The following is a 25,842-nucleotide window of genomic DNA, read 5'->3' as shown; positions in this document are numbered from 1 at the left end:
TTTGAAAGTCCGCGCCACGCTTTCATCGCGGGCGATGGAAACGACTCCGGCGCCAGGTTTTGAAAGTGTCGGGGCAAGTAACCACGGGAGCTGTTAGAGATCTATCGAAGGCGTGATTATATAGCTTTTAGTTATAAATTGATGGGTGACTTCAACTTGTCATGAAGTGGGCAAACCGTCGCGAAAGGCCTCTATGGCTGCCACCTTGTCCATGTTCTTTTGCCAGACCGCAAAATGGTTCGCGTCGAGGTTCGCATCTTCAATGGGTACACCGACACAGCCGTCTCGCTCACTGATTTCCGCATCCAGCGCGACGCCGATACCCGAGCCGGATCTGACCAGTGTTGCTATTGATCCCCAGGAGCCGAGAGCAAGTGTGGTCATTGGCCTTATCCCGGCAAGCGTGGCCGCGGCTTCGAAAAGTCTGCGGGTTCCGGAACTTCCTTCGCGTTGAAGGAGGGGAAGCTCGGCGACATCTTTCCAGGAAGCATTCTCCCGCTTCGTCAACGGGTGCTCTGGAGGAACTGCCAGAACAACGCGCGTCTTCAGGATCAATTCCCCTTTGAGGCCTGCCGGAATTTCGCGGCCGGTGATGAAGCCGATATCGAGAGAGCCTGTTTCGATCAGGTCAACGATGTCCTGGCTTGCGAGGGCGCGGGCTTCGATCGCGATTGTCGGGTGGTTTGCCATGAAGGACGAGATGATCGGGATGGCGAGCTGATATGTGGAATAGCCGATCCTGAGTTCACCGGCGGCAAGGGCACGGTGGAGAGAGAGCTCTGTTTCCAGATCGCCGGCCAATGCCAGCAAGGCCCTGATACGTGGCAAGAGAGCTGCAAGAGCCGGGGTTGCGGAGACGGAATAGCCGCTTTTTACCAGCAACTTTGTCTTGAAGCGGCTTTCCAGACCCTGAATGTGATTGGAGATAGACGGCTGTGAAACGCCGAGTTCCTTCGCCGCTTCCGTGAAGCTCCCGGTGCGCACCACAGCTTCCAACGCACGCAGCTGCGCCAGACTCAGGTTACCTACGGTGCGCGCCGGTTCCTTCTTCACCAGGCTTCAGGCCGTGATCTTGGCGACAGGTGCGCGGCAGACCCCCGTCTGTTCCAGGTGGTGAGCAACACGAAGCGCGAGGTCCTCGCGCCAGGCAGGGGCGATGACCTGAACGCCGATGGGTAATTTTGCACCTTCCAGCCAGATGGGAACCGTTACTGCGGGAAGGCCGATAAAGGAGATTGGCTGGGTGAACAGACCGATGTTGGGCCGGGCCGGCATTGTTTCACCACCGATGGTGAAGGTCTTGGTGCCGGAGGCAAGGGCAGGGAAGGGTGTTGCGGGTGCCAGAAGGACGTCCACGTTTTCGAAGATCTTGCGGAAGAGGTCGCGGAACCAGCTGCGGAAGCGCTGGGCCTGCTGGACCCAGATGGCCGGCACCATCGTGCCCGCCAGAAAGCGGTCACGCGTTTCCGGGTCGAAATCCCGGGGCCGTTCCAGGATGCGGTTGAGATGCAAGGTGGAGCCTTCGGCAGCCGTGATGACATAGGCGGCAGCCCGAGCGCGGGCGGCTTCCGGAATGTCGATCTCGAGGCTTGCGCCAAGCGCCCGCGCAACAAGATCAACGGCATTAAGGGCATCGGGAAGGGCTTTCTCGCGAAAGTATCCGCCGGCGACCGCAATGCGCAGCGGCCCGATGTCCTCTGCAAGCCGGGCATGGGTTTCAATTTCCGGATGGTCCGTCTGGGCCGGATCAGCCGGGTCATGGCCCTGAAGGACGTCAAAGATCAGGGCCAGGTCCTCGGCTGAGCGGGTCAGCGGACCGAGATGGTCCAGGCTGCCAACAAAAGGATAGGTTCCCGCGCGGCTAAGGCGTCCGTAAGTCGGCTTCAGGCCGAACAGGCCGCAGAACGAGGCCGGTACGCGAATGGAGCCGTTGGTGTCGGATCCCATGGCAAGCGGCACCATGCCGGCGGCGGTTGCCGCCGCAGAACCGGAGGACGAGCCACCAGTCATGTAGCCTGTATCGTGAGGGTTGCGGCAGATGCCGTCGTGCGCGTTTTCGCCGGTGAAATCATAGGCATATTCGCCCATGTGCGTTGCGCCGACCAGGATCGCTCCAGCCTCCTTCAGTTTGCGCACCAGTGTTGCGTCGGTGGTGGCGGGCGGGTTTTCGCGGTTGATCTTCGCACCGGCGCGCGTGGTCAGGCCTTCGACATCGTACAGGTTCTTGACTGCATAGGGCACGCCAGCCAGCGGCAGGCTGCGGCCCTCCGCGACTGCGTCATCGACGGCGCGCGCTTCAAGAAGGGCACGTTCGCCCAGAACGTCGGTAAAGGCATTGACCCTTGGGTTGAGGCTTTCTATCGCCTCGAGCGACGCGTAGGCAGCTTCCAGAGCCTTCATGTCGCCACTGTTGACGGCAGCGGCTGTCTGAGCCGCGGTGAGGCTGTTCAATTCCTTGGTTTCATGGCTCATGGGACAAAGACCGGTGCGGCTTCGGCATGATCCTCCAGCGGGAAATCCAGTACCGCTTCGGCAGCTTTTTCGATTGCGGCAATATGCATTTCCACGACAGGACGCCAGTCTTCCTCGATCGCCAGACCCAGCATCTTTTCCATGTGGGCTACATGTGCCTTGGGCTCAAACGTGTCCGCCATCCCGCTGTCCTCCATCCCAATTTTTGCTGAACGCATCTTTCAAAGGCTGCAGGGCGCTGTCCAGAGAAGATTTTGCCTTTTGTCATTTGAGCTTCCCCGGGGTGTGGACTCTTAAATGAAGATGAAATGGTTTTAGGCGGATTGGTCTTCGTAAAGGCGCGGAACGGTGGGAAATGTGGCTCATTTTCAAGCTTCTGCAATCCTGAGAAGGACCAATTCGGGGGACCTGAAAAAGTCTTCGTCGCGTGTCGTCAGCCTGCTTGCCCGGGCAGAAAGCCCGCTCCGCGCACACCCCCTGACGCGGTTTCGCTATGTCTCATGCATTTCGTCTTCATTTATGTGTCCAAACCCTTGGGCTTGTTTCACAAGGACGTGGATCGGTTTGAAAGCATATTTTGCTGTTGTTGCAGTGCGGCATTTGTGTTGCATAAAAACTAGCCCTGCGCATAATGGCGCCATGAGCGGCGGGCTTTCCATTCTGGTTATTGATGACAACAAGATCCGTGCCTCGATCATCGAGCAGGGATTGCGCGATGCCGGGCACGACAAAGTCATAGTCGTGCACCAGATGGAAGGACTGGTTCGCCAGATTTCAGACATCAATCCGGATGTGATTGTGATCGATCTGGAGAACCCGAATCGAGATCAGCTTGAGCACATGTTCCAGGTATCGCGGGCGGTGCGGCGACCGATTGCGATGTTCGTGGACAAGTCGGACAGTAATTCCATCGAGGCGGCCGTCGATGCAGGCGTATCGGCTTACATCGTCGACGGACTGAAGCGGGAACGGGTCAAATCGATCCTGGACATGGCGATCAGCCGGTTCCGCGCGTTTTCCAGGCTGACAGAGGAGCTGGAGGAAGTGCGCTCTGAACTTGCTGACCGGAAGACCATCGACCGTGCCAAAGGCATTCTCATGAAATCCAAGGGGCTCAGCGAACAGGAGGCCTATGACCTTCTGCGCCGAACGGCGATGAACCAGAGTCGTAAAATCATCGATGTGGCACAGAGCCTTGTGATCGCCAGCGGATTGCTGGGAGACTGACGCGATGACAACAACAGCGACCGGACGGGGAGAAACGGCCAACCAGAGGACTGCAGGATCATGAATACGAACCTCAAGCCTGTCATCGCAGGATTTATTCCGCTTCTGGATAGTGCCGTCATCGTGGCAGCTGCCGAGTTCGGCTTTGCAGAACAGGAAGGCATTGCACTCAAGCTGATCCGGGAGACATCCTGGGCCAACATCCGCGACCGGATTTCCGTTGGCCATTTCGATGTTGCCCATATGCTCGCGCCGATGCCGATTGCCTCCAGCCTCAACCTGACCAGTCTTGCCGTGCCCATGCTTGCCCCCATGCTTCTGGGGCTCGGGGGCAACGCGATTACCGTGTCCAACGTCCTTTGGGCCGATATGGCGGCTGCGGGCGCCGATCCCGAAGGCGATCCTGCATCCACGGGCGCTGCGCTTGCGCGCGTGATCGCCGGAAAGCAGAAGGCTGGTGCGCCGCCGCTTCATTTTGGTGTCGTGCACCCGTTTTCAGGTCATGCCTATGAATTGCGCTATTGGCTTGCCGCCGCCGGGATCGATCCGGACCGGGATGCGGAGATCACGGTGCTTGCGCCACAGGTCATGGCGGACGCCTTGGCTGAAGGCCAGCTTGACGGCTATTGCGTCGGTGAGCCCTGGAACACGGCGGCTGTCGTGGCGGGCACGGGGCGAATTGCCACTTACAAACAGGCGATCTGGCCGGACAGTCCGGAAAAAGTACTTGGTGTCACACGCAAATGGGCCGAAGCCAATCCGGAAACGCTGGCCGCGCTGATGCGGGCCTTTTCGGCAGCAGCTGACTGGTGCGCGGATCCAAAGAACAATGTGGAGCTGGCAGAGGTGCTGGCCAGGCCCGATCTTCTGGCCTGTCCCACTGAAATCTGCCTTGCGGCTCTGTCTGGCCGGATCAGGCTGGATCCGCAGTCAGTCAAGGATGTTCCGGACTTTCTCACCTTCTCCGGCGGCGTCAAGGCAGCGCCTATGCCGGTTTATGGCAAATGGTTCTACGAGCAGATGGTGCGTTGGGGGCAGGTGGAGCCGTCGGAGCAGGCGGAAAAGGAAGTTGAAAAGGTGTTTTCGCCGACCGTCTATCTGGAAGCGCTGGGTCTGACCGGGGTGGCGACGGACGCGACCATAGAGATGTTTGACGACGCTCGTTCCTGAACGTCGAAGCAGACGGGCTGGAGCAATCCAGGTGAGGTTGCGATGCACAAAAAACACTCAGTTGCCTGCATGCTTCGCTGACCAAATATGCACCTTGTGCAGGTGGTCAAATTTTCCTGATATCATAAGTCCTTGAAAATAAAGGAAGAAGATATTTTTCTGAAACTGGCACAGATCGTGCTTTTAAGGGGGTAGGGCCGACGTTGGCCCACCAAATATCGCACCCACTGCCGGGTGCACAGGCAAAGCCGCCGATCTGAATCGCATGGGACCTCCTCCCCTCGTGCGGTTCGGTCGGCGGCTTTTTTTTGCTCCTGTGCCCGGCTGAAGATGGCGCAGGACGAACGAGGGACAGGACGCGACAATGAAGAAGACCCTTACTATCACCCGCCGGACCGCACTTGGTGCCCTGATGGCTGCGACGGCTCTGGTGTCCGCTTCCAGTGCTTATGCCGAGATGCTGGATGTCGAAAAGGATGAGCTCACGTTCGGCTTCATCAAACTGACAGACATGGCGCCGCTCGCCGTTGCCTATGAGCTTGGCTACTTCGAGGACGAAGGCCTCTTTGTCACGCTGGAGCCGCAGGCTAACTGGAAGGTTCTGCTCGACAGGGTGATCACCGGCGAACTTGACGGTGCACACATGCTGGCTGGCCAGCCGCTGGCTGCCACCATCGGCTTCGGCACCAAGGCACATATCGTGACGCCGTTCTCCATGGATCTGAACGGCAACGGCATCACCGTTTCCAACGAAATCTTCGAGATGATGAAGCCGCACCTGGAAATGCAGGAAGACGGCAAGCCGGTTCACCCGATCAAGGCTTCGGCACTGAAGCCGGTTGTCGACCAGTTCAAGTCCGAGGGCAAGCCGTTCAACATGGGCATGGTCTTCCCGGTTTCCACCCATAACTACGAGCTGCGCTACTGGCTGGCGTCGGGCGATATCAATCCGGGCTTTTATTCCAAGTCCGATATTTCCGGCCAGATTCAGGCCGATGCGCTCTTGTCCGTGACGCCGCCTCCGCAGATGCCGTCAACGCTGGAAGCAGGCACCATCTATGGCTATTGCGTCGGCGAGCCCTGGAACCAGCAGGCTGTCTTCAAGGGCATCGGCGTCCCGGTCATCACCGATTACGAGATCTGGAAGAACAATCCGGAAAAGGTGTTCGGTCTGACGCAGGAATTTACTGAAGAATATCCGAACACAACGCTTGCTCTCACCAAGGCGCTGATCCGCGCGGCCAAGTGGCTTGACGAGAACGACAATGCAAACCGCATGGAAGCCGTCGAGATCCTGTCTCGTTCGGAATATGTCGGTGCGGACGCGGAAGTGATCGCCAACTCCATGACCGGCACCTTCGAATATGAGAAGGGCGACAAGCGCGACGTTCCTGACTTCAATGTCTTCTACCGCTACTACGCCACCTATCCCTTCTATTCCGATGCCGTCTGGTACCTGACCCAGATGCGCCGCTGGGGCCAGATTGCCGAGTACAAGCCTGACAGCTGGTACGACGAAGTTGCGCGGTCTGTCTATCGCCCGGACATCTATCTGAAAGCCGCGGAAATGCTGGTCGAGGAAGGGTATGTGGCCAAGGAAGACTTCCCCTGGGAAACGGACGGTTACCGTGCTCCGACCCCCGCGGCGGACATCATCGACGGCATTCCCTACGACGGCAAACAGCCGAACGCCTACATCGACAGCCTTCCGATTGGCCTGAAGGGCAAGCAGGTGGTCGACGGCAATCAGGTTGTTGGCGGCTGATAACTCCCCCCCAACTGGAGCGGCGGTCGAGCAGCCCCGCCGCTCCCTCTTTCTCATTCGGAACGAACCGACAGACTTCGAACAAGGATCGCCATCATGGCCAATGCCGATACCGCAGGCAGTCAGGATCTTGCCCGCGCCGCGCGACGGGAAAAACTCTTCACACGGATCAACAAGGCCGCCGGCTGGCTGGATGCACTGGGCCTGTCCTGGACCGTGCCTCTCCTGAAGATTGCCGCGGGCGACAACCCCAAGGAACAGTTGGGAGAGCTCAAACGTGTCCTCGTGATCCCGCTGCTGGGCATCATTGCCTTTCTCGTCCTCTGGGGGGCGTTGGCGCCGCAGGTGCAGACGTCGCTTGGCGCCGTTCCCGGACCTGCAGCGGTCTGGTCCCAGGCGGTCAACCTCTGGGACGATCATGTGCGCGAGCGTGAAAAGGCGGCCGCTTTCTACGAGCGCCAGGATAAGCGTAACGCCAAATACGAAGCCGAAGGCAAGACCGACAAGATCAAGTTTCGTGACTACACCGGCAAGCCAACCTACCTCGACCAGATCGGCACGTCGCTGAAGACTGTCGGCCTCGGCTTCCTGATCGCAACGCTGATCTCCGTACCGCTCGGCATTGCGTCGGGCCTGTCGCGCTCCTTCAACGGGGCGATCAACCCGCTGATCCAGATCTTCAAGCCGGTGTCGCCGCTGGCCTGGTTGCCGATCGTCACGATGATCGTGTCGGCGACATATGCCAACCCGGTCGACTGGCTGTCGAAATCCCTCCTGATTTCCGCCGTCACCGTGACCCTTTGCTCCATGTGGCCGACACTGATCAACACCGCGCTGGGTGTCGCCTCGGTCGACAAGGACCTGATGAATGTTGGCCGTGTTCTGCAACTGCCGACCTGGAAGACCGTTACCAAGCTGGTTCTGCCGTCGTCTCTGCCGCTGATCTTCACCGGGTTGCGCCTGTCGCTGGGCGTGGGCTGGATGGTTCTGATTGCCGCGGAAATGCTGGCCCAGAACCCGGGTCTTGGAAAATTCGTCTGGGACGAATTCCAGAATGGCTCCTCCCAGTCACTCGCCAAGATCATGGTCGCGGTTCTGACCATCGGCATCATCGGCTTCATGCTGGACCGGCTGATGTTCGCTTTGCAGCGCGCCTTCACATTCTCGGCCAATCGCTAAGGAGACGGATATGTCCTTTCTGGAAATCTCCGGCGTCTCCAAAAGCTACGGCGAAGGCGCTGACCGCACCCAGGTGCTGGATGACATCAACCTGAAGGTGGAAGAAGGTGAGTTCATTGCCATTGTCGGCTTTTCCGGCACGGGCAAGACCACGCTGATCTCTCTGCTGGCGGGTCTGATCGAGCCGGACAAGGGCGGCATCATCTTCAAGAACAAGGAAATCGACGGCCCGCATCCGGATCGCGGCGTGGTGTTCCAGTCCTATTCGCTGATGCCCTGGCTAACGGTGTTCGGCAATGTGGCACTGGCCGTCGACAGCGTTTTCAGGAAGAAGAGCTCGGCCGAGCGCAAGGCGATCTGCGACAAATACATCGAGATGGTCGGCCTGGGGCATGCCAGGGACCGCAAGCCGTCGGAGCTTTCCGGCGGCATGCGCCAACGGGTGGCCGTGGCGCGGGCCCTTGCCATGCAGCCCGAGCTGCTGCTGCTGGACGAGCCGCTGTCGGCGCTAGATGCCCTGACGCGCGCAAAACTTCAGGACGAATTCGCCGCGATCTGCGACGAGGAAAAGAAGACCATCGTTCTCATCACCAATGACGTCGATGAAGCGATCCTTCTGGCGGACCGGATCATTCCGTTGAAGCCCGGCACACCGGCAACGCTTGGTCCGGAGTTCAAGGTGTCGTTTCAGCGGCCGCGAGACAGAGGCGAACTCAATCACGACGACGACTTCATTCGCCTGCGGGCCGAGGTCACCGCATACCTGATGGAAGCAGGGTCTGAGCGCGGGGCGGATCTGGAGCGGGAAATCGTCCTGCCGAACATCGTTCCGATCACCCAGCGGCCCAAGCCTGCGGACAAGCTTCCGGCGGCCTATGAACGGGCATCGGAATCCGCGGTTCAGGACCGGTATCTCGACTTCTCGCAGTTGAAGAAGGTCTATCCGACCCCAAAGGGGCCGCTGACGGTTGTCGACGGCTTCGACCTGAAGATGAAGAAGGGCGAGTTCATCACCCTGATCGGCCACTCGGGGTGCGGCAAGTCGACGGTCCTGTCGATGGTGGCCGGGCTCAACAAGATCACCGAAGGCGCCATCGTTCTTGATGGCACCCATGTCACCCAGGCCGGTCCAGACCGGGCAGTCGTCTTCCAGGCGCCAAGCCTGATGCCCTGGCTGACGGCCTACGAGAATGTCGAACTGGGTGTCGACAAGGTCTATCCGGATGCGTCCAAGTCCGAAAAGCGCGACGTGATCGAATATTACCTCGCCAAGGTCGGCCTGTCGGACGCAATGCACAAGGCTGCGTCCGAGCTTTCCAACGGCATGAAGCAGCGTGTTGGTATCGCACGGGCCTTTGCCCTGTCACCAAAGCTTCTGCTTCTGGATGAGCCGTTCGGCATGCTCGACAGCCTGACCCGCTGGGAGCTGCAGGACGTGCTGATGGACGTCTGGAAACGCACCCAGGTGACGGCCGTCTGCGTCACGCACGATGTCGATGAGGCCATCCTGCTGGCCGACCGTGTGGTGATGATGTCAAACGGGCCGAACGCCCGTATCGGCAACATCATGGAAGTGGATCTGCCGCGACCACGCTCGCGCAAGGAGCTGCTCGCCCATGCGGATTACTACGCCTACCGCGAGGAGCTTCTGGACTTCCTGGAAGCCTATGAGGGCGGTGCGGATCCCAGTGAAGACCAATTGAAATCCATTCAGGAAAAACGGGCCAAACGGATGGCCCGTCAATCTGCGGCGGCCGAAGCAGCCGAATGAAAGTCTGGAGAAAAGCCATGACAAAACAGAAACTTGTCATTGTCGGTAACGGCATGGCGCCCGGGCGGATGCTCGAAAACCTGTTTGAAAAAGACCGGGACGCCTTTGAGGTCACCATTTTCAATGCGGAGCCGCGGGTCAACTACAACCGGTTGATGCTGTCGCCGGTGCTGTCGGGTGAAAAGACCTATGAAGATATCATCACCCACGGCGACGAATGGTACGGGGAACATGGTGTGACCCTGCACAAGGGGGCTCGTGTTTCCGAGATCGACCGGCAAGCCAAGACCGTCACATCGGACACGGGCATCACCGTCACATACGACAAGCTGGTGATCGCCACGGGATCGTCTCCCTTCATCATCCCGCTTCCGGGGAAGGATCTCGACGGTGTTCTGACCTATCGCGATCTGGATGACGTGGAAAAGATGCTGAATGCCGCCAAGCGCGGCGGCCGTGCTGTCGTCATTGGTGGTGGGTTACTTGGCCTGGAAGCGGCCGCCGGCCTCAAGATGCAGGGCATGGATGTTACGGTTCTGCACCTGATGCCGACCCTCATGGAACGCCAGCTTGACCCGGCTGCCGGGTTTCTGCTCGAGGAGGAATTCAGGCGCCGCGGCATTGATGTACGCACCAAGGCAAACAGCCATGAAATTATGGGCGATGATGCCGGCAAGGTGAGGGGCATCCGCCTTGACGATGGAACCGAGATCGAGGCTTCGATCATTGTCATGGCCGTTGGCATTCGCCCGTCGGCTGACCTTGCCAGGGCAGTCGGGCTGGACGTCAATCGCGGTGTTCTGGTCGGCGACGACATGCGCACAAGCGATGCTGACATCTTCTCGCTCGGCGAATGCGTCGAACACCAGGGCATGTGCTACGGCCTTGTTGCGCCGCTATACGAAATGGCGGGGGTGATTGCCGACAACCTGCTTGGCGGTTCTTCCGAGTATAAGGGGTCCGTTACCGCGACGAAGCTGAAGGTAACCGGTGTCGACCTCTATTCTGCAGGTGATTTTTCCGAAGGTGACGACCGGGAAGAGATCGTCCTGCGGGATGCGTCGGCCGGTGTCTACAAGCGGATTGTCCTGAAAGACAACAAGATTGTCGGTGCCGTGCTGTACGGCGAAACCTCCGACGGTCCGTGGTTCTTCGACCTTTTGAAGAAAGGGACCGACGTCTCCGAAATGCGCGAGACGCTTATCTTTGGTCAGGCCTACCAGGGAGGGACCCCACTGGACCCTACGGCGGCCGTTGCAGCCTTGCCGGATGATGCGGAAATCTGCGGCTGCAACGGCGTTTGCAAGGGAAAGATCGTTGCCACGATCAAGGAAAAGGGCCTGACGAGCCTGGACGGTGTGCGGGCGCACACGAAGGCATCCAACTCCTGCGGCACCTGTACGGGGCTGGTTGAGCAGTTGATGCAGGTGACCCTGGGCGACGCCTATAATCCGGCAGCTGTCACACCGATGTGTGGCTGCACCCACCTCGGCCACGACGAGGTTCGCCGTCTGATCAAGTCCAAGGAATTGAAATCCATTCCGGCCGTGATGCAGGAACTGGAATGGACCACGTCCGGCGGCTGCGCCAAGTGCCGGCCAGCGCTCAACTACTATTTGGTCTCCGACTGGCCGGATGAATATGCGGACGACTACCAGTCCCGTTTCATCAACGAACGTGTCCACGCCAACATCCAGAAAGACGGCACCTATTCAGTCGTTCCGCGCATGTGGGGCGGCATGACGTCTTCAAAGGAACTGAGGGCAATTGCCGATGTCGTCGACAAGTTCAACATTCCGGCGGTGAAATGCACCGGTGGCCAGCGCATCGACATGCTGGGCATCAAGAAGGAAGACCTTCCTGCGGTCTGGGCAGACCTTGGCAAGGCCGGGTTCGTTTCCGGGCAGGCCTATGCCAAGGGCCTCAGGACTGTGAAGACCTGCGTCGGTACGGATTGGTGCCGCTTCGGTACGCAGGATTCCACCGGTCTCGGCATCAAGCTGGAAAAATTCATGTGGGGCTCCTGGACGCCCGCGAAGCTGAAGATGGCGGTCTCCGGCTGCCCGCGGAACTGCGCGGAAGCGACGTGCAAAGACATCGGCATCATCTGCGTTGATAGCGGTTACGAGATCCATTTCGCGGGGGCTGCCGGTCTCGACATCAAGGGTACGGAAGTTCTCGGCATGGTGAAGACCGAGGATGAGGCAATCGAGCATGTTGCCGCGCTTGCACAGATGTACCGCGAACAGGGCCATTACCTGGAGCGGATCTACAAGTGGGCCAAGCGCATCGGGCTGGACGAGATCCGGCGCCAGATCATGGACGATGCGGCGATGCGCAAAGCGTATTTCGACCGTTTCGTCTTCTCCCAGAAATTCGCACAGGTCGATCCGTGGTCGGAGCGTGTCTCCGGCAAGGACAAACATGAGTTCAAGCCGATGGCTGTTCTGACAAAGGAGGCTGCCGAATGACCGCCGATATTCGTAAATGGGTTCATATCGGTACCCTCGAAGATGTTCCTAGGGAGGGAGCACGGTGCGTGAAGAACGGCGATATGACCATCGCCGTCTTCCGCACCGCAAAGGACGATGTCTTCGCCCTGGAAGACAAGTGCCCGCACAAGAACGGGCCTCTCAGTCAGGGGATCGTGCATGACGGCTGTGTGACCTGCCCGTTGCACAATTGGGTCATTTCCCTGGAGACCGGAGCTGCGCAAGGGGCCGACGAAGGCCATACGGCGGCTTTTCCCGTCCGTCTGGAAGACGGCCAAATCCTCATTGATCTTTCCTACTCACACGAAGCCGTCTGACCGGCTGAGCTCTCTCGCGAAAGGAATTCAGATGTCATACGTAACGCCACAGGAATTTGCCTCGAAAATGATCGATGCGGGCGAATCGAAAATTTTCATGTCCACAAAGGACACGCTTATCCGTGCCTATATGGCAGGTGCCATTCTGGCACTTGCAGCGGCCTTCTCCGTGACCATTGCCGTCAATACCGGCAACTTCCTGGCGGCTTCGGTGCTGTTTCCGGTCGGCTTCTGCATGCTCTACCTGCTGGGCTTCGATCTGCTGACCGGTGTGTTCACGCTGGCACCACTGGCCGTAATCGCAAAACGTCCGGGCTGCACCTGGGGCGGTGTCTTCCGCAACTGGGGTCTGGTTTTCACCGGTAACTTTGCCGGTGCCCTGACGACCGCGGTTTTCATGGCGATCATTTTCACCATGGCCTTCAGCCAGGAGCCGAACGCTGTCGGCCAGAAAATCGGCAAGATCGGTGAAGCGCGAACCCTTGGCTATGCCGCTGCAGGCTGGGCTGGCCTTCTGACCGTCTTCATTCGCGCCGTGATGTGCAACTGGATGGTGTCGACCGGTGTCGTGGCCGCGATGATGTCCAGCTCGGTCTCCGGCAAGATCATGGCCATGTGGATGCCGATCCTCGTGTTCTTCTATCTCGGCTTCGAGCATTCCATCGTGAACATGTTCCTGTTCCCGTCCGGCATCATGCTTGGCGGCAACTTCACCTGGTTCGATTATCTTGCCTACAACGAAATTCCGGTCGTGTTCGGCAACCTGGTCGGCGGGCTCACCTTCGTTGGCGGCATGATCTACGCCACCCACTACAAGACCTCGCCTTCGCGTAAGGCCGGCTACGAAAAAGCGCCGGTCGCAACGCCTGCCGAATAAGTGTGAGGCTCCGCCGCCGCTGGCGGCGGAGCGCTTCTTCCGGAGGACCCTTTTCCCGTGCTGATGCAAGTCCGACATAGCGCCCTGAGCGTCGAGACCGGCCAGTATTCTTGCGCCGGACGGAAAGCCCTGAACCAGGACTTTCACGGCGCCGTGGTGCCGGAGGGCCCGGTGCTGGTGCACAAGGGCATTGCGCTTGCAGTCGCGGACGGCATTTCCTCCAGTCCGGTTGCGCACATCGCTGCGGAGACAGCCGTCAAATCCTTCCTCACGGACTATTATTGCACCTCGGAAGCCTGGTCGGTGAAGACGTCGGCGAGCCGGGTGATTTCAGCCGCCAATTCGTGGCTTTTCAGCCAGACAAAACAGGCTGCCGAACCGGACCGGGGCCACGTCTGCACCTTTTCCGCCTTGATCCTGAAAGGTCGCAAGGCGCATCTCTTTCATGTCGGTGACAGCCGCATCTGGCGTCTTTCCGGCCAGAGCCTGGAGCAACTGACCGAAGACCACACGGTTCGTATCAGCGAAACGGAAAGCTATCTCGGTCGGGCTCTTGGTCTCGGACAAACCATCGATCTCGATTATGCCGCGTTCGATATTCACTCGGGCGATGTATTTCTTCTGACGACCGATGGTGTCCACGGTTCCTTGCGCACAAAGGATATGGCCGAAGCCCTCCTGGCGGGTGAGGATCTTGAAACGACAGCCAGGGAGCTCGCCGATCAGGCGCTGAAAGCGGGCAGCGACGACAATCTGACTGTTCAGATCGTCCGGGTGACTGGTATCGCGGACCCGGGCGCTGAAGATCTGCTGAGCGGAGAGGGCACCTTGCCCCCGGCGCCACTGCCGAAAGTGCCTGGCGAGCATGAAGGGTTCAGGCTGCTGCGGGGCCTGCATGCTACCAGCCGCAGCCATATCTATCTGGCGGAAAACGAGGAGACGGGCGAACCGGTCGCCCTCAAGTTTCCCTCGCTCGATTTGCGCGGCGAGGAAGATTATCTGCGCCGCTTCGCTCTTGAGGAATGGGTTGCCCGCCGGATGGCCTCTCCGCATGTGCTGAAGGCTGCCTCCTATCCGCAGGCTCGGCAGACGCTGTTTTTGGCGACGGAATTCGTCAACGGACAAACGCTACGTCAGTGGATGACGGACAACCCGCACCCGAGCCTTGAAACAGTACGTGGCATCCTTGAGCAGGTCGCCAGAGGACTGATGGCCTTTCACCGCAAGGAGATGGTTCATCAGGACCTGCGTCCGGAAAACATCATGATCGACGCCTCGGGCACGGTAAAGATCATCGATTTCGGATCTGTACGCATTGCCGGTGTCATGGAAGCGGCGCCATCTCTCGACAAGGGCGAGATCCTCGGCACCCACCAATACACCGCCCCGGAAGTGTTCCTCGGTTATCTCGGCACAGAATACAGCGACCAGTTTTCGCTCGGCGTCATCGCCTATGAAATGCTGACCGGCCGTCTGCCTTATGGCGCCGCCGTTGCCAGAGCAACGAGTGAGCGCGCTCAGGCAGCCCTTCGCTACCGCAGTGCGTCGGCTGTGACAGAGCGGGTTCCGGACTGGGTCGACGGTGCGCTTTGCCGAGCCGTTCATCCGGTTCCTGGCAAACGTTACGACGCCCTGAGCGCATTTCTTGAAGATCTGCGTCGCCCGAACCCGGCCTTCACGTCCGACCGTTTTGTGCCTCTGGCGGAACGCGATCCAGTCCGTTTCTGGCAGATCGTCTCTGCTGCTCTCGCGGTGCTTTGCGCCATCCTCTTCTTCCAACTTTTCGGCAATCCATAGGAGATCCAAATGTCTGCTCTCACCCGTGAAGACGTTACCAGCATGATCCTGTCCGCCAAGCGGCAGGCCGGCCTCACCTGGGAAGGCATTGCCGAGGCTATCGGTATGTCGCCGGTCTGGACCCATTCGGCGGCCATGGGCATGAACGCCATGCCGGAAGACAAGGCTGAGGCCATCACGTCAACGCTGGGTCTGCCGCAGGAAGCGTCTCTGGTTCTGCAGGAAAGCCCGACCAAGATCTGGTCGCAGACAGTGCCGACGGACCCCTGCATCTACCGTCTTTATGAAATTGTCGGTGTCTACGGACCGACAATCAAGGCGCTGATCCACGAGAAATTCGGCGACGGCATCATGTCCGCCATCGATTTCGACATGTCGGTCACCCGCGTGGAAAACCCCAAGGGAGACCGGGTGAAAATCGAGATGTCCGGAAAATACCTTGGGTACAACGCCTGGTAATTCAGGAACCGGGAAAGATGGAATGACCAACAACAACAAAACGACCCGGACCACCTGTCCCTATTGCGGTGTCGGCTGCGGCGTCCTCGCCACCCGGCACCCGGATGAGACTGTGAGCGTTGCAGGTGACCCCGACCACCCATCGAACTACGGCCGGCTGTGTTCCAAGGGCTCCGCGCTCGGCGAAACGCTGTCGCTTGAAGACAGGCTGCTCTATCCGGAAATTTCCGGCAAGCGCGCCACCTGGAATGACGCGCTCGATCTTGTCGCGCGCACCTTTCAGGAAGCTGTTCTTGCTCATGGTCCAGAAAGCGTTGCGTTCTATGTGTCCGGGCAGATCCTGACGGAGGACTATTACGTTGCAAACAAGCTGATGAAAGGCTTCATCGGCTCGGCGAACATCGACACAAACTCCCGCCTTTGCATGGCGTCTTCCGTTGCCGGTCACCGCAGGGCGTTCGGAGCGGACACGGTTCCGGGCACCTATGAAGACCTGGAATTGGCGGATCTTGTCGTTCTGGTCGGTTCCAATCTGGCGTGGTGCCATCCGGTGCTGTTTCAGCGCCTTGAAGCGGCCAAGGCAGCGAACCCTGCCATGCGTGTCGTCGTTATCGATCCCCGCAAGACAGCGACCTGCGCCATCGCGGATCTTCATTTGCAATTGAAGCCCGATACGGACGTTGCCCTGTTCAATGGCTTGCTGTCCTTTCTGGCGGAGGCGGATCTCGTTAATGATGGTTACGTCAAACGGTTCACGGAAGGTTTTGCGGCCGCAGTTAGGGCCGCGGGACCGTGTGAAATCGGCCAGATTGCCGAGACGACCGGGCTGAAGCGCCAGGACATCGCGCTGTTTTACGAGATGGTTGCCCGCACGGAAAAGACGGTCACCGTCTACAGTCAGGGGGTCAATCAATCGGTTGTCGGCACAGACAAGGTCAATGCCATCGTCAACACGCATCTGGCGACCGGCCGGATCGGGAAACCGGGCATGGGTCCGTTCTCGGTCACGGGACAGCCGAATGCCATGGGCGGGCGGGAAGTTGGCGGGCTGGCCAACATGCTGGCAAGCCACATGGTTCTGGAAAACGCCGAGCACCGGCGGATCGTTCAGGACTTCTGGAAAAGCCCGGCAATCGCTGACAAGCCCGGGTTGAAGACGGTCGAGCTTTTCAATGCCGTACGCGATGGCAGGATCAAGGCTCTCTGGATCATGGCGACCAGTCCGGTGGACAGTCTGCCGGACGCCGACGGCGTGGCGGAAGCGCTGAAAGCATGTCCCTTCGTGGTCGTTTCAGAGGTGACGCGGGCGGCTGACACGGTGCCTTATGCGAACGTCCTGCTGCCGGCTGCTGCCTGGGGCGAAAAGGATGGCACGGTCACCAATTCCGAGCGCCGGATCTCAAGACAGCGTGCCTTTCTGGATCTTCCAGGAGACGTCCGTCCCGACTGGTGGCAGTTGAGCGAAGTCGGATCGCGCATGGGCTACGCCGAGGCATTTTCATATCCGGGCCCCGCAGCAATTTTTCGTGAACATGCAGGGCTCTCCGGATATCGCAACGAGGGCAGCCGGGATTTCGATATCGGCGCCTATGAGGATGTGGCGGATGCCGGGTTCGATGCTCTGGAGCCTTTCCAGTGGCCGCAGCGTGCTGACACGCAAGCTGCCGAAACGAGGTTCTTCGCCGAGGGTGGTTTCTATACGGAAACCGGTCAGGGACAGTTTGTCCCTGTGGTTTTCAAGGCACCTCGTCAGACCGAACGGCGGTATCCTTTCGTGCTGAACACGGGCCGGATCCGCGACCAGTGGCATACGATGACACGGACCGGCAAAACGCCGCGCCTGACCGCCCATTTCGCAGAGCCTTTTGCCGAAATTCACCCGCTGGATGCCGAACGCCTCAAGATCGCGCCGGCAGATCTCGTCAAAGTGCAAAGCCCTCACGGATCGGTGCTGGTGAGGGCGCTGATTACGGACAGGGGCGGTGAGGGGCAAGTGTTCGTGCCGATGCACTGGACTGATCAGCTTGCGTCCAATGCAAGGGTCGACGCAGTGGTTGCCCCGGTTACCGATCCGCACTCGGGTCAGCCGGGGTCGAAATTCACTCCGGTGGCGGTCACAAAGGCTCCGATGGCCTGGTTTGGTTTTGCCGTCTTGCGCCAACGGCCGGCAAAAATTGCGTCAGACTACTGGGCTCTGGCGCCTGTACCGGGAGGGTACAGACTGGAATGCGCGGGGCGCAACGAAGCCGATTTTGCCGAACTTGCAACGTCGCTTGGTCTGGCAGACTGCGAAACTGTCGAGATTTCCGACGTTGCCGGTGGCTGGTTCCGGCAAGCTCAATGGAAAGAGGACCACCTGCAGACAGTCTTCTATTTCTCCGCATCTCCGGTAGAAGTTTCCCGCCAGTGGGCGTGCAGTCTGCTGAGCGAAGACGCCCTGGCGCCGAGAGATCGTGCCAGCGTTCTTGCCGGACGTGTGCCTGCGGACAGGCCCGACCCGGGCGCGCTCGTCTGTTCCTGTTTCCAGGTCGGCTGCAATCAGATCGCCGAAGCCGCGCGCTGCGGCGCGGAAAGTGTCAACGCGATTGGGGAAACGCTGAAAGCCGGCACGAATTGCGGCTCGTGCCGCTCCGAAATCCAGACGCTACTGGATGATATTGCAAAGGAAAGCCTCGATGACGCCAACATTGCGAAAGCCAGCTGAGGTCAAGAGCCGTAGGCGCCCGGCGCGCGTTGGAGCTCTTGCAAGTCTGCCATTGTTCTTCCCGCTGGAGGGCCGAAAAGTGGTGCTTGCGGGCGGTTCCGATGCGGCCGCCTGGAAAGCGGAGTTGCTGGCGGCTGCCGGTGCTGAAGTTCACGTTTATGCCGAGGACCTGGAAACCGCGTTCGAAGGGGTTATTGCCTGCGAAACGACCAAGGGCCGGTTTGTCCATCATGCGAGGTGCTGGTCGGTCGACAGTTTTGAAGGCGCTGTTCTGGCCGTCGCAGATGCTGTCAGCGAAGGGGAGGCGCAGGCATTTGCCTGTGCGGCTCGCGGAAAGGGGCTTCCGGTAAACGTCATCGACAAACCGGCCTTTTGCGACTTTCAATTCGGCTCCATCGTCAACCGGTCGCCCGTCGTCATTGGCATCTCGACCAATGGCGTTGCGCCGATCCTTGGGCAGGCGATCCGCCGGCGTATTGAAACCCTGCTGCCGGAAAGTCTGCAAGGATGGGCGCAACTGGCAAGCAGGCTGCGCGAGAAGACGCTGTCGCTGCTGGAGGCAGGGGCGCAGCGGCGCCGCTTCTGGGAGCGGATCTCCGATCTTGCCTTTTCCGGGAAGTGCGCACCTGTCGAGGAAGAAGATCTCGCAGAAGCGCTTCTGGATGACGCAAGATCATCTGCGGCTGGCAAAGTCACCCTGGTCGGTGCCGGGCCGGGCGATGCCGAATATCTGACACTGAAGGCGGTGCGGGCGCTGCAATCGGCCGATGTCATTCTCTTTGACGATCTGGTGGATGATGCGGTTCTGGAGTTGGCCCGCCGCGAAGCCAAACGGATGCTTGTCGGCAAGCGGGGCGGGCGGGAAAGCTGCCGCCAGGAAGACATCAACGACATGATGGTGTCGCTCGCCCAACAGGGCAAACATGTGGTGCGGCTCAAGTGCGGAGACCCGATGATCTTCGGCCGGGGCGGCGAGGAACTCGACAGGCTTGCGGCGGAAGGCATTCCCGCAACCGTCGTACCTGGGATCACGGCAGCTTCCGCGATGGCGGCACGCCTGGGCATTTCGCTGACGCATCGTGATCACGCCCAGTCGGTTCGGTTCGTCACCGGCCATTCCCGCCACGGCGAGTTGCCGGAAACGGTTGACTGGCACGGGCTGACCGATACCTCAACAACCACCGTCTTCTATATGGGGGCCAGAACGGCCGGTAGGATCAGGGATCGGCTGGTTGCCGAAGGTCTTTCGGCCACCACACCCGTCGTTGCCGTTTCGGGGATATCCCGCAACGATGAACAACGCTGGTCAGGGTCTCTCAGCGAACTTGAAAGCGGTGTCACGTCGTTGGGGCTGGAGGGGCCGATGCTGATTGGAGTTGGGGAGGTTTTCCAGGCGGCGAACCGTCAGACTGGGCAGATGGAAGGATCTGAACTCCACCAGCACTTTGCGGCGGCGTTGGAAACAATACGTGCTGAAAATCCGGGCACTCTGAGACTTGGCAAAACTGCTGCCATTTGATTTGTTCAAGCGACTGGCAGCGGAGCAGTCCTCCGGCCTGCGAGTGACGGCGACCTGTCTCGGTGCCGGAACTGCGCAGGGCTCTCCCACGGAGGCGAAGGTTTGAGCGGGCTTGTGATCCGGAATGTACTCATCGACGGCGGCAAAACGGCTGTCGATGTTGCGATAGAGAGCGGAACGATTTCGGCGATCGGCGTGGCCCTTCCGCAGGCCTCGGAAGAGGTGGATGGCAAAAGCGTTCTGCTGGTGCCCGGTTTTGTCGAAAGCCATCTTCACCTCGACAAGGCCTGCATTCTCGACCGGTGCCGGAACGAGACCGGCACGCTGGAAGGAGCGATTTCCTCTGTTGCCGAGGCAAAAAAGGGGTTTTCGGAAGATGATGTCTACGATCGGGGCCGGAAGGTTCTGGAAAAGGCCATTGTCCAGGGCACCAATGCCATCCGCACACATGTGGAGATAGATCCGGGGATCGGCCTGAAGGGGTTTCATGCCATTCAGCGGCTGAAGCAGGATTTCGCCTGGGCGCTGGACCTGCAGATTTGCGTGTTTCCGCAAGAAGGGCTTCTCAACAATCCGGGCACTGCCGAGCTGCTGGAGCAGGCGCTTGCCGAGGGCGCTGACTTGCTGGGAGGTTGTCCCTATACGGACAGCGATCCCAACGGTCAGATCGCCTGCCTGTTTGAAATGGCCCGGCGGCACGATGTCGATCTCGATTTTCATCTGGATTTCGATCTCGACCCCTCCTGGCGCCATCTCGATGAAATCGCGCGTCAGACAGAGGCCTTCGGCTGGCGGGGCAGGGTTGCCATCGGCCACGTCACCAAGTTGTCGGCCCTTTGCCGGAAGGATCTTCTGGAAGCGGTTCACATTCTGAAGAAAGCCGAAATCGCGCTTACCGTGCTGCCGTCGACGGATCTGTTTCTGATGGGACGTGACGCTGAAAGCCTGGTGCCGCGCGGGGTCGCACCGGCGCATATTTTTCACGAACATGGGGTCTGCTGCACTGTCGCAACAAACAACGTGCTCAATCCGTTTACGCCTTATGGCGATTGCTCGTTGCCGCGCATGGCCAATCTATACGCCAATGTCCACCAACTCGGGTCAGCGGAAGATCTGGAAACCTGTTTCGACATGGTGACCGCCGCACCGCGGCGGCTGATCAACAAGGCGCGCAGGATAGAGGTGGGGGCAGAGGCCACCTTTGTCGCTTTGCCGGCCTTGAGTGGCAATCAGGTCGTTTCGGAGATCATTCGTCCGGTCTGGGGCATGAAGAACGGCAAGTTCACGTTCGAACAAGCGCCGGCGAAGTTGCTGCAGGCCTCCGGGTCGCTGGACAGTTCGGAGCAACTGGAAGCGGTTCGGGATCCCTAGCTGCCGTTGGTCGTGGCGGCTTTCGCCGTACTGCTGCCGCGCGTGCGCAATTCAGCACGCTCCTGCATGTATTTTTCCGCTTCGATCATATGGCCGCGCATGATCATCCGGCAGAGCTCGCCGTCGCCCGATTTCATCGCCCGCAGCAACTTGACCTGATAGTGCAGGCCGGTTTCGCGAAGGGCGGGATTTGGTTCCTTGTAGATTGAGCGGCAGACCGTCATGTCGCGCAGGAGACTGAGCAGGAACGAACAGGTGAAAGCTAGAATCGGGTTTCTGCAGTGGCGTGCCAGCTCTTCGTGAAAATCGAGTTCCGCCAGCCGCTGGTTGTATTCTTCTTCAGCGGTTTTGGGCTCGTCCTCGTAAAGCCGGATGCAGCCCTGCAACGCCTGGAAGGCTTCGTCGGTCAGCGTTCCGGCAACCGAGGCCGCAAGCTCCGGTTCGAGGTGCTTTCTGAGCGTGTAGATATCGGCAATCGACGGCTGGTCGAACAGGAACAGGTTGTCCAGCATGCGAATGGCTTCGCCCGGTTCAACGGAGGCGACGAAGACACCGCCACCCGGTCCGCTGCGGGTTGAGATAAGGCCCTGGAATTCCAGAACCTTCAGCGCTTCGCGCAAAGACCCCCGGGACACCTTTACCGTTTCCGGCAGGAGCCAGTCGGCAGGGACCCGGTCACCGGGCCGCATTCCAGCCTCGACGATCTGTTCACGGATCTGCTGGGCAACCATATCGGGTCGCCGCAGGCGTTTCCGTGTCTTCGGATCTGTCGCTCCTTCGGGAATTCTCATAGCTGGTCAGTCTACCATGCCTTGTTTTTCGGGATGCCTATGCCTTCCCGAGGGGGTGATAGCAAGCTGCAATGTGGTTGTTCCCGGCCTTGGCCTCATCCGGTGACGGTTTGCCGGCAATGCAAGTCTCGGTTCGATGGCCGCAGCGGGCGGCAAAGGCGCAGCCTTTGGGCGGATTGTAGGGATCCGGCAGTTCGGCCGAGGCATCCTCGGACATCAGATCGTGCCGCCCTGGTGCAGGTGCGGAGCGCATCAGGAGATCCGTATAGGGGTGGAGCGGATGGCGAAAGATCTCTTTGGCAGGGCCAAGCTCGGCCATCCGGCCGAAGTACATCACTGCCACCCGGTCGCTGACGCTTTCCACCACCGAGAGATCGTGGCTGATGAAGATGTAGGTGAGGCCGAAGTCGTCCTTCAACTTGTCCAAAAGGTTCAAAACCTGGGCCTGCACGGACACATCCAGGGCGGACACCGGCTCGTCGAGCACGATCAGTTCCGGTCCCGCCGCAAGCGCACGGGCGATGCCGATCCGTTGTGCCTGGCCGCCGGAGAATTCATGCGGATAGCGCTCCAGGAACTCCGGTGCAAGATTGACCGCCTGCAGCAGTTCGGCAAGACGCGCTTCGCGGCGGTCTGCCTTCAGGTCGGTCAGGTGCTTGAGCGGTGCTTCCAGGATGGTGCGGATTGTCTTGCGCGGGTTGAGCGAGGCAACCGGGTCCTGAAAGACATATTGAACCTTGCGGGCCAGCGCATTGCGGTCCTTCCGTGCCAGCGCGGCCAGATCCTCGCCGTTGAAAGTGATCGAGCCGGAGGTTGGCAGGTCGAGACCGACGACCAGACGAGCAAGGGTGGACTTGCCGCAGCCGGATTCGCCGACAACCCCAAGGGTTTCGCCTTTCTTCACGTCGAGGCTGAGGCCCTGGACCGCATGGACGGCTGGCAGCTGTCCACCAAAGAGCTTCCGGCCACCGCCGAATATGCGTTCGACATCCCGGATGGTCAAAAGAGCTTCGCTGTCCATCGGCTTCTGGCTGATCTGGTTCATGCGGCCGCTCCGGAGTTCAACGGAAAGAGACACCGGACACCTCGAGTGTCCGATGACATTTCAAGGTCAATTTCTCCAGCGCGGCAGGCAGCCTGTGCGTGCGGACACCGGGCTGCAAAGGCACAGCCTTCCGGCAGATTGTTGACGACGGGCGGACGGCCTTCGATTGCATCCAGACGCCGCTCGGGTTCGCCCAGAACCGGTACGCACTCGATCAGTTTGGCGGTGTAAGGATGGCGCGGATTGGCCAGTACTTCTTCCGTCGTTCCCGTTTCGACGATCCGTCCCGCGTACATGACGGCGACCCGGTCACACAGAGCCGAGACGACACCGAAATCGTGCGTGATGAACAGGATCGCGGCGTTGCGCTCCCGGCGCAGACCGTTCATCAGAGTCAGGATCTGCGACTGTACTGTTACATCAAGCGCAGTGGTCGGTTCGTCGGCAATCAGCACCTTGGCGTCATTGGCCAGCGCCATGGCGATACAGACCCGCTGCCGCATGCCGCCGGAGAGTTCATGCGGGTAGGCGGACAGCCGTTCCTTTGCGTTTGGAATGCGGACGAGCGACAGCAATTCGATTGCCTTCTCGCGCGCCTTTGAACCGGACATCGGCTGATGTGTCGTGATGGCTTCAGTCAGCTGGTCGCCAACGGTGAAAAGCGGGTGAAGCGTCGACAAAGGGTCCTGGAAGACATAGGCGACCGATCCGCCTCGCAAATCCCGGATGCGCCGGTTACTTGCGGCAAAGAGATCCTCTCCGTCGAGATAGGCAGCCCCTCCGGCAATCCGGCCGGGAGGGGTCGGCACGAGACCCATGATCGACATGGCGGTGACCGATTTTCCGGAACCGGATTCACCGACGATCCCCAGGCATTCGCCCTCTTTCAGGTTCAGATCGACCCCGCCGACTGCCTTGTAGACGGAACTGCCGATCTCGAATTCTGTGCGCATTTGCCGGACATCGAGTACGCCGCCCTTTTGGGAAGGGGCGGGAATATCGTCGGTCTTCCTGTGAACGGCCGTGCGCGAGACCGGCCGTGTCAGCGACCCGGCGCGCAGGCGCGGGTCGAGAATATCGCGCACGCCATCGCCGAAGAGGTTGATGCTCATGACCAGTGCGAAAATCATGAGGCCGGGGATGATCGACACATGTGGGGCTGTGAAAAGGATCTTGCGGCCTTCGCCCAGCATGGAGCCGAGGTCGGCCTGGGGCGGCTGAGCACCGAGGCCGAGGAAGGAGAGACCGGCGGTTTCCAGGATCATCCAGCCCACTGTTGTCGACATGGTGATGACGATGACCGGCAGCACGTTGGGCAGAATTTCCAGAAACAGGATCTGCACCGGCGATTTGCCGGACAGCCTTGCCGCATCAACGAACTCCCGCCGGGACAGACCTAGCGTGATGCCACGGATGTTCCGGGCGAAGAACGGAATGTTGACGAGAGCAATGGCGTAAAGCGCGTTGAGCAGGCCCGGGCCAAGGACCGCGACGATGGCCAGTGCCAGCAGGATATAGGGAAATGCCATCACCATATCGATGCCGCGCATGATCAGCGTATCGGTTCGGCCGCCCGCGTACCCGGCAACGAGCCCCAGGAGCGAGCCGAAGAAGGCAGCGATGATTGTTGCCGACAATCCGACGGCGAGGGACACGCGCGTGCCCCAGATAAGCCGTGAGAGAATATCCCGTCCCAGATGATCGGTGCCAAGCAGGTGACCTTCGGCAAAGATCGGCAAAAGGCGGTCAGCCGGGGCTGTGACATCCGGGTCCGCCAGCGGCAGGATCGGTGCAGCCAGCGCGATGAGGCAGATCAGCACCAGGACGACAAGACCGCTGGTTGCCAGCGTGTTGTTGAGGAGGAGCGCGAGTGTCCCCGGGCGCGAGGATTTGGACTTCGTTTTCGAAGGAGCGCTCATGGTCGTGTCAGTCATCAGCGCAACCTCGGATCCAGAATGGTCTGCACCACGTCCGCGAGCAGATTGAAAAACACATAGGCCGCGGCCACTACCAGAACGCCGCCCTGAACCAGCAACAGGTCACGGGTGGAAATCGCGGTCACCAGCATGGAGCCGATGCCGGGCCACTGGAACACGGTTTCGATATAGACCGCGCCGCCGATGACAAAGCCCGCCTGGATGCCGATGACCGGCACCACGCCGACCAGAGCGGACTTGAAGGCGTGCTTGTAGATGACCTTGCGTTCCGACAGGCCTTTGGCGCGGGCCGTGCGGATATAGTCCTGTCTGAGAACTTCCAGCATGGCGGTTCGTGTCAGACGGGCGATGACGCCGGTTGCGACGACTGAAAGTGTCAGCGCGGGCAGGGTGAGGTGATGGATCAGGTCCGCAAGGTCACCGCCACCATAGATGGCGTACATGCCGGACGCGGGGAACAGGCGCAGCTTGACGGCAAACACCAGGATCAGCAGCAGGCCGAGCCAGAAGGAGGGCGTGGAAATGCCGATAAGTACCAACAGCGTGATGATCTTGTCTGCCCAGCCGTATTGGCGGACAGCGGAAACGATGCCGGCGAGAAGGCCGAAGATCGAGCACAGGACCAGTGATGTGCCGGCAAGGATGAGCGTTGCCGAAAAACGCTCCATCACTTCATCCAGCACCGGGCGGTTGAGCGTGTATGACCGGCCGAGATCGCCATGAAACAGATTGCCGATCCAGATGACGTATTGTTCGAACAACGTCTTGTCGAGGCCCAGATCGCGGTTGAGCTTGGCAACGTTTTCCGGCGTCGCATAGGAGCCCAGAATGGCCGTGGCCGGATCGCCGGGGATCATGGCCATGATCAGAAAGACGATGATCGTCAATCCGAACAGGACGGGGATGGCAGCCAGCAGACGTTTGGCGATATAGGCAGCCAATGGTCTCT

General features: G+C 59.8%; 20 protein-coding genes. 13 read left to right on the top strand and 7 right to left on the bottom strand.

Annotated elements, in window-relative coordinates; translation table 11 throughout:
• Positions 1-159: 159 nt before the first annotated feature.
• The 3 genes from AC2A6O_RS11580 to AC2A6O_RS11570 are packed head-to-tail and all read right to left on the bottom strand — an operon-like array spanning position 160 to position 2,654.
• A complete protein-coding gene (locus tag AC2A6O_RS11580) occupies positions 160-1,053 on the bottom strand; it encodes a LysR family transcriptional regulator (protein ID WP_498927157.1) in 894 nt (297 codons plus the stop codon).
• A gap of 6 nt (positions 1,054-1,059) precedes the next feature.
• Positions 1,060-2,472, bottom strand: a complete 1,413-nt coding sequence (locus AC2A6O_RS11575; protein ID WP_498927155.1) for an AtzE family amidohydrolase — start codon at positions 2,470-2,472, stop codon at positions 1,060-1,062.
• The gene (locus AC2A6O_RS11570) at positions 2,469-2,654 is read right to left on the bottom strand and encodes a DUF4089 domain-containing protein (RefSeq protein WP_205514256.1); all 186 of its coding nucleotides are present in this window, start codon (positions 2,652-2,654) and stop codon (positions 2,469-2,471) included. The genes AC2A6O_RS11575 and AC2A6O_RS11570 overlap by 4 nt, the downstream gene beginning before the upstream one ends.
• Positions 2,655-3,111: 457 nt before the next feature.
• Here AC2A6O_RS11570 and AC2A6O_RS11565 point away from each other — a divergent pair, with 457 nt between their 5' ends.
• The 13 genes from AC2A6O_RS11565 (at position 3,112) to AC2A6O_RS11505 (ending at position 21,120) form a co-directional block, all read left to right on the top strand.
• A complete protein-coding gene (locus AC2A6O_RS11565) occupies positions 3,112-3,699 on the top strand; it encodes an ANTAR domain-containing response regulator (protein ID WP_148586567.1) in 588 nt (195 codons plus the stop codon).
• 60 nt (positions 3,700-3,759) lie between these two features.
• Positions 3,760-4,869 (top strand): CmpA/NrtA family ABC transporter substrate-binding protein, encoded by a 1,110-nt coding sequence (locus AC2A6O_RS11560; protein WP_498927152.1) that lies wholly within the window; start codon positions 3,760-3,762, stop codon positions 4,867-4,869.
• A 364-nt stretch (positions 4,870-5,233) separates the two neighbouring features.
• Positions 5,234-6,634, top strand: a complete 1,401-nt coding sequence (locus AC2A6O_RS11555) for a CmpA/NrtA family ABC transporter substrate-binding protein (protein WP_148586569.1) — start codon at positions 5,234-5,236, stop codon at positions 6,632-6,634.
• A 96-nt stretch (positions 6,635-6,730) separates the two neighbouring features.
• Complete coding sequence (locus tag AC2A6O_RS11550) at positions 6,731-7,813, top strand: ABC transporter permease (RefSeq protein ID WP_148586570.1); 1,083 nt, start codon at positions 6,731-6,733, stop codon at positions 7,811-7,813.
• A 10-nt stretch (positions 7,814-7,823) separates the two neighbouring features.
• A complete protein-coding gene (locus AC2A6O_RS11545) occupies positions 7,824-9,584 on the top strand; it encodes an ABC transporter ATP-binding protein (protein WP_498927150.1) in 1,761 nt (586 codons plus the stop codon).
• Positions 9,585-9,601: 17 nt separating this feature from the next.
• On the top strand, positions 9,602-12,055 hold the full coding sequence (gene nirB / locus AC2A6O_RS11540) for a nitrite reductase large subunit NirB (RefSeq protein ID WP_498927148.1): 2,454 nt from the start codon (positions 9,602-9,604) through the stop codon (positions 12,053-12,055).
• Complete coding sequence (nirD, locus tag AC2A6O_RS11535) at positions 12,052-12,393, top strand: nitrite reductase small subunit NirD (protein ID WP_205514258.1); 342 nt, start codon at positions 12,052-12,054, stop codon at positions 12,391-12,393. The genes nirB and nirD overlap by 4 nt, the downstream gene beginning before the upstream one ends.
• A gap of 31 nt (positions 12,394-12,424) precedes the next feature.
• Positions 12,425-13,270: a formate/nitrite transporter family protein gene (locus AC2A6O_RS11530; RefSeq protein WP_148586573.1), complete on the top strand. Its 846-nt coding sequence runs from the start codon at positions 12,425-12,427 to the stop codon at positions 13,268-13,270.
• A 63-nt stretch (positions 13,271-13,333) separates the two neighbouring features.
• Positions 13,334-15,067, top strand: a complete 1,734-nt coding sequence (locus AC2A6O_RS11525) for a bifunctional protein-serine/threonine kinase/phosphatase (protein WP_498927977.1) — start codon at positions 13,334-13,336, stop codon at positions 15,065-15,067.
• Positions 15,068-15,076: 9 nt separating this feature from the next.
• Positions 15,077-15,526, top strand: a complete 450-nt coding sequence (cynS, locus tag AC2A6O_RS11520) for a cyanase (protein ID WP_498927145.1) — start codon at positions 15,077-15,079, stop codon at positions 15,524-15,526.
• Positions 15,527-15,548: 22 nt separating this feature from the next.
• Entirely contained in the window at positions 15,549-18,230 is a 2,682-nt protein-coding gene (locus tag AC2A6O_RS11515; protein WP_498927143.1) for a nitrate reductase, read from the top strand.
• Complete coding sequence (gene cysG, locus AC2A6O_RS11510; protein ID WP_498927141.1) at positions 18,202-19,749, top strand: siroheme synthase CysG; 1,548 nt, start codon at positions 18,202-18,204, stop codon at positions 19,747-19,749. Before AC2A6O_RS11515 ends, cysG begins: the two co-directional genes overlap by 29 nt.
• Before the next feature lie 102 nt (positions 19,750-19,851).
• A complete protein-coding gene (locus tag AC2A6O_RS11505) occupies positions 19,852-21,120 on the top strand; it encodes an amidohydrolase family protein (RefSeq protein WP_498927139.1) in 1,269 nt (422 codons plus the stop codon).
• On the opposite strand, the gene AC2A6O_RS11500 is transcribed toward AC2A6O_RS11505, so the two are convergent.
• From AC2A6O_RS11500 to AC2A6O_RS11485, 4 genes are read right to left on the bottom strand one after another with little or no spacing between them, the layout of a single operon-like run.
• Positions 21,117-21,911: a FadR/GntR family transcriptional regulator gene (locus AC2A6O_RS11500; protein WP_498927137.1), complete on the bottom strand. Its 795-nt coding sequence runs from the start codon at positions 21,909-21,911 to the stop codon at positions 21,117-21,119. The genes AC2A6O_RS11505 and AC2A6O_RS11500 overlap by 4 nt on opposite strands.
• A 37-nt stretch (positions 21,912-21,948) precedes the next feature.
• Positions 21,949-22,956: an ABC transporter ATP-binding protein gene (locus AC2A6O_RS11495; RefSeq protein ID WP_498927135.1), complete on the bottom strand. Its 1,008-nt coding sequence runs from the start codon at positions 22,954-22,956 to the stop codon at positions 21,949-21,951.
• A complete protein-coding gene (locus tag AC2A6O_RS11490) occupies positions 22,953-24,890 on the bottom strand; it encodes a dipeptide/oligopeptide/nickel ABC transporter permease/ATP-binding protein (RefSeq protein ID WP_498927133.1) in 1,938 nt (645 codons plus the stop codon). Before AC2A6O_RS11490 ends, AC2A6O_RS11495 begins: the two co-directional genes overlap by 4 nt.
• The gene (locus tag AC2A6O_RS11485; protein ID WP_498927131.1) at positions 24,890-25,834 is read right to left on the bottom strand and encodes an ABC transporter permease; all 945 of its coding nucleotides are present in this window, start codon (positions 25,832-25,834) and stop codon (positions 24,890-24,892) included. The genes AC2A6O_RS11490 and AC2A6O_RS11485 overlap by 1 nt, the downstream gene beginning before the upstream one ends.
• Between the last annotated feature and the right edge of the window lie 8 nt (positions 25,835-25,842).

It is taken from the genome of Labrenzia sp. ATLA3 (genome assembly GCF_057180185.1).
Note: the sequence above shows the minus strand (reverse complement) of the source record. Positions and strands in the feature narration are given on the sequence as shown.